At 55.5% G+C, this 4,411-nt stretch carries 6 protein-coding genes and 1 tRNA gene; 1 reads left to right on the top strand and 6 read right to left on the bottom strand.

The window, feature by feature from the left end; all coding sequences use genetic code 11:
* Positions 1–76, bottom strand: a tRNA-Arg gene (locus tag ABWP27_RS12355).
* Between the two features lie 204 nt (positions 77–280).
* Here ABWP27_RS12355 and ABWP27_RS12350 point away from each other — a divergent pair.
* Positions 281–817 (top strand): c-type cytochrome, encoded by a 537-nt coding sequence (locus ABWP27_RS12350; protein ID WP_353157289.1) that lies wholly within the window; start codon positions 281–283, stop codon positions 815–817.
* Positions 818–929: 112 nt separating this feature from the next.
* On the opposite strand, the gene ABWP27_RS12345 is transcribed toward ABWP27_RS12350, so the two are convergent.
* From ABWP27_RS12345 to ABWP27_RS12325, 5 genes are all read right to left on the bottom strand, one after another.
* Positions 930–1,349: a hypothetical protein gene (locus ABWP27_RS12345; protein WP_353157286.1), complete on the bottom strand. Its 420-nt coding sequence runs from the start codon at positions 1,347–1,349 to the stop codon at positions 930–932.
* A 15-nt stretch (positions 1,350–1,364) separates the two neighbouring features.
* Complete coding sequence (locus ABWP27_RS12340) at positions 1,365–1,757, bottom strand: phage holin family protein (RefSeq protein WP_353157283.1); 393 nt, start codon at positions 1,755–1,757, stop codon at positions 1,365–1,367.
* Between the two features lie 16 nt (positions 1,758–1,773).
* Positions 1,774–2,076 (bottom strand): ElaB/YgaM/YqjD family protein, encoded by a 303-nt coding sequence (locus ABWP27_RS12335; protein ID WP_353157280.1) that lies wholly within the window; start codon positions 2,074–2,076, stop codon positions 1,774–1,776.
* A 291-nt stretch (positions 2,077–2,367) separates the two neighbouring features.
* Positions 2,368–3,801 (bottom strand): dihydrolipoyl dehydrogenase, encoded by a 1,434-nt coding sequence (locus ABWP27_RS12330; RefSeq protein WP_353157277.1) that lies wholly within the window; start codon positions 3,799–3,801, stop codon positions 2,368–2,370.
* Between the two features lie 47 nt (positions 3,802–3,848).
* Positions 3,849–4,325: a hypothetical protein gene (locus ABWP27_RS12325; protein ID WP_353157274.1), complete on the bottom strand. Its 477-nt coding sequence runs from the start codon at positions 4,323–4,325 to the stop codon at positions 3,849–3,851.
* Positions 4,326–4,411: the final 86 nt, after the last annotated feature.

Genomic DNA, 4,411 nt, shown 5'->3' with positions numbered 1-4,411 from the left:
TGGTGCGGCTGGCTGGAATCGAACCAGCGACCCTTGGCTTCGGAGGCCAATACTCTATCCACTGAGCTACAGCCGCATAAGGGAGAACCCCTGAAGAGGTTTGCAGGATACCGTTTTTCTGTCTTTTCGTCCACGTAAAGCGACGTTTTCTCGTTCCATATCGTTTACTTTGCGTCTATAATCAAGGGTTTGGCGAGGCATGAGCTGCAAACATGCATTGCGCAGCACACACGCCCGCATGCGCTGGCTAACGATTTCAAAAAAATGTATTGAGGGAATAATGAGCGACGCACACCACGAAGAATCCGCGATCAAGACGCCTAAGCAACTCATCATGGCCATTTTGGCCGGCTTTCTGGTCCCCATCATTTGTATCGTATTACTAGTGCTTTATGTCACCAATGACAAAACCATCGGTGCAGGTTCGGATGGCTTGTCGCCGGAAGCAGTGAGTGCACGCGTCAAGCCGGTTGCTGACGAAGGCTTCACCCTGAAAGACGTGAACGCGCCGAAAGTGCTGAAAACCGGCGAAGAAGTCTACAAAATGGCTTGCGCCGCCTGCCACGCTACCGGCGCAGCAGGTGCACCGAAATTCGGCGATGCCGGCGCATGGGGCCCGCGCATTGCACAAGGTTACGAAACCCTGGCCAAGCACGCGATTCAAGGTATTCGTGCGATGCCGGCCAAGGGCGGCAATCCGGATCTGGACGATGTCGAGGTTGAACGCGTCGTCGTCCTGCTGGCCAACAGCGCTGGCGCCAAGTTCGCCGAACCGAAAGTACCTGCTCCTGCCGCTGCACCAGCAGCTGCAAAATAAGATCCTGATGCAGTAACTAAAAAGCCGACTTGAAGTCGGCTTTTTTATTGCCCGCTTATATTATCTGTCACCATACCTGCAGCAGATATTCAATAAACGGGAAATACATGCATTACAGGTGTTCGTGCAAGGCGACATGCTCGCCATCCGATTTTTTCGTCTTCTTGCGTGAAAAGAAATAGACGGTAGCAGCAGCCGTTCCGGCTACCGCCGCACCTTTCAGTATCGGCCGCCACAAGGAGCGACGAGCCAGTAGAGACACGCCACTGACAACCAGCGGCAGCAGGCGCTGCAGCTTGGCGCCCGACATATTCCTGAAATCCAGCAAATCGGAAAAATTGGCCAGTGCGGATTGTGCACGTGCGCTGACCAGACCGATCGCGGTCTTGGCTATTTCATCCGCACCGAGATGCGCACGCACCGTGTTGCGCGCCCGGCCAATACCGGCCCGGTATGCGCGACACTGCAAACGCAATCTCTCCTTGCGCTGCGCCGACGTTTCTTCTTCCTGCGGTTTCCTGTCTGGTGTCATGCCTGACCTCTTGAATTACAACAAAGCGTCATGATCATTGCGCAATTCTTCCATGGTGGCCGGCATCGACAATTTTCCTTGCTCAATCAGGGACTTGAGATAAAAGAAAATACCGACTGTGATCACCGTAAACACAAGAGCAAGGATGAGCAGGATCTTCCAGCCCAATACCGGCCAGCTAAGATAGGCAATCAGCACCGTCCAGTAGCCGATGGCAAAAAAGGCAAAGACCACGCCCAACGCAAACAGCAGCGCCAGTTTTAATGCATTGGCACGCACCTCCGCCAGTTCCAGCGCGGCCAGTTCGATGCGGCTCATCAACAGGCCGAAGGTGTTCCGGGCCAGCTCTACCACTCCGCCTATCAGGCCGGGGCGATCGTTCTGCGGCCGCGCGCTTGGCTGTTCCATGTAGAATCCGCCCCGATTATTTGCGTGAAATCAGAAGTCCCAGCAATACGCCGACACCCGCTGAAATCGCGACTGCACGCCAAGGATTTTCATGTACGTAGTCGTCTGTTTTTTCTGCAATTTCCTTGCCGGTTTCAAGCGCTGCAGTTTGCACTTCCTGCGCCTTTACCATTGCAGTATCCAGCAATTGCAGGCCACGGTGACGCAATTCCTCAGCGCGTTCGCCGGTAGCGCTGGTCGCTTCACGGAATAATTCCTGTGCATCTTTGACCAATGTTTTCATATCGCTGCGAGTAGTTTTCAAGGTAGATGCTTTCATGATGGGGCCCCTTATGTCGTCAAAAAACAGTGTCCGTCTTCGATAAAAATCTGCAATACGGTACTGCGGCTGAATACTGATGCTACTGATACGGTGTACGCGTTAACTGAAGTATGCCTTGCCGCCAGCCAATAATGTGACACCGATTCGTTTTATTAGTTGCAGGCAAATCGCAGGCCCAGGCGGTTATGGCGAACGCATGCTCAACTTTTATCATATTTCCGGCTGTTGCGAACAGGCGCTGGCTCACATTAAACGTCAATAAATCGCTGTCGACGAAATTTATTCTGCTCAGACGCCCGGCGTGCAGTCGGCGCAATGCTCGATCGCGCTGGCATGCTGCAGCAGATTTTCTTTCAGATTCCGCAAGGCTGTGCGCAAGCCTTCTTCAACGACAGGGTGATAAAACGGCATCGCAAGCATCTGATCGACCGTCATTCCGCTCTGGCATGCCCACGCCAGCAAATGCGCCAGGTGCTCGGCACGCGGCCCTATCATTTCAGCGCCAAGAAACCGCTGCGAAACCGGTTCGCCATACACGCGCAGCAAACCACGATTCTGTCGCATCACCCGACTGCGGCCCTGATCTTCAAATGAAACCTCGCCGGACTGGAAACAGCCTTTTTTCAGAGTATCCGGCGTGTGTCCGACCATCGCGATCTGCGGATCGGTAAAGGTAATTGCCAGCGGAACGCGCCGCAAACCGGCTGCCACATCGGGAAAACGTCCGGCATTGTCACCGGCAATCCGGCCTTCGTCGGTTGCTTCATGCAAGAGCGGGCGGTCGTTATCCACATCGCCGGCGATAAAGATGGCGCTATCGCCGCACTGCATCGTGAATGGATCGAACACCGGCAAACCACGCTCGTTCAGTTGCAAACCCGTCGTCTCCAGTCCCAGTCCGCGCACATTCGGCGTACGCCCGGTCGCTGCCAGCACGTATTGAAAATGCTCGGTGCGTTCGCTGCCATCTTCACTGCGCGTATGCAATTCAACCTGCGCATCGCTCAGCCTGGCCGCCACAATGGTCGTATTCAGGCGCAGATCCAGCTCGACACCCAGACAGTCGATGGCAGTTTGATTGACGGCGGCGTCGCTCAATTGCGAGACTCTGGCTCTGCGCGCGAAAATCGTCACCCGCACGCCCAGCCTGTGCAGCGCCTGACCAAGTTCGAGTCCGATCACACCGGTGCCAATGACCGCCACCGATGCGGGCAGATCATCCCAGGCAAACACATCGTCGCTCACTAGCAGCTGCTTCCCCAAGTCGCGCAGCTCCGAAGGTATCTGCGGACTGGAACCGGTGGCAATCACAATGCGCTGCGCCCTGACTTGCGTATGTTCATCGACCTGCAGGCAATCGGCAGCAAGAAAGCGCGCGTGACCGCGCAAACGGTCGGCCGCATCGATATGCTCAATACCCTGCACGACAAAACCGACGAAACGATCGCGTTCCGACTGGACGCGTTGCATGACGGCTTTGCCATCGATGCGCAAGGCGCCGGCGTGTACGCCAAAACCCGGCGCCGCACCGATTGCATGCGCCGCTTCCGCTGCCGCAATCAATAATTTGCTCGGCATGCAACCGACACGTGCGCAGGTCGTACCGTAAGGCCCGCCCTCGATCAAGACGACGCGCTTGCCGTGCGCCTTGGCCGCGCGATATGCCGACATCCCGGCACTGCCGGCGCCTATCACTGCCACATCGAATTCCAGAGTTTTCATCATTCATCCTTGCAATGCGTGCGGCAATTCCATCCGTAGATCAACTGCTAGTCGTGCCTGCCGTGCAGCTCGGCGATATCCTCGATACTGCCGATCCTGATCACCACAGGATGCAGCGATGCGCCGGCCTGCATGGGCCGCCAGGCGAAACGCCATTCGTTTTCACTGGCGTGATTCTTTGCCTTGGAAAATATCTTGCCCAAAGGGCTGGGAGCGCCGTATGACATCGCGGCATCGATGCCTACCCAGTCAGGCAAGGTTTTTTGCACCGCCTTATGCAGCCGTTCGCCGAATTCTTCCGCATCATGCACAACCAGATACGAATCGACATGCGGCAAGGCGTCGAACAAGGTGCCGTCCCAGCTTTGCATCAGACTCAAAACCAGGAAGCCGCCGGCTGGCGCGGGCAAATCGGCAATGGGCGGACTCAAGCGGAATTCGCCCAGCGACAACGAACGCTCAAGGCTGCCACGTTCGGAAAAATAATAAAGCTTGGAAGGACGTTTGCTATCAATCAAAGTCATGCTGCCGTCCTGAAAAAATAATAATGGTCATGCGACCAGGTGCTTCATTTTAAGCAGATTGATTAGCGAGCGGCAAATCAATCTGC

The organism is Herminiimonas fonticola (assembly GCF_040395855.1).
GTDB classification, from domain to species: Bacteria; Pseudomonadota; Gammaproteobacteria; order Burkholderiales; family Burkholderiaceae_D; genus Oxalicibacterium; species Oxalicibacterium fonticola_A.
This window is presented reverse-complemented; position numbering and strand designations above follow the sequence as displayed.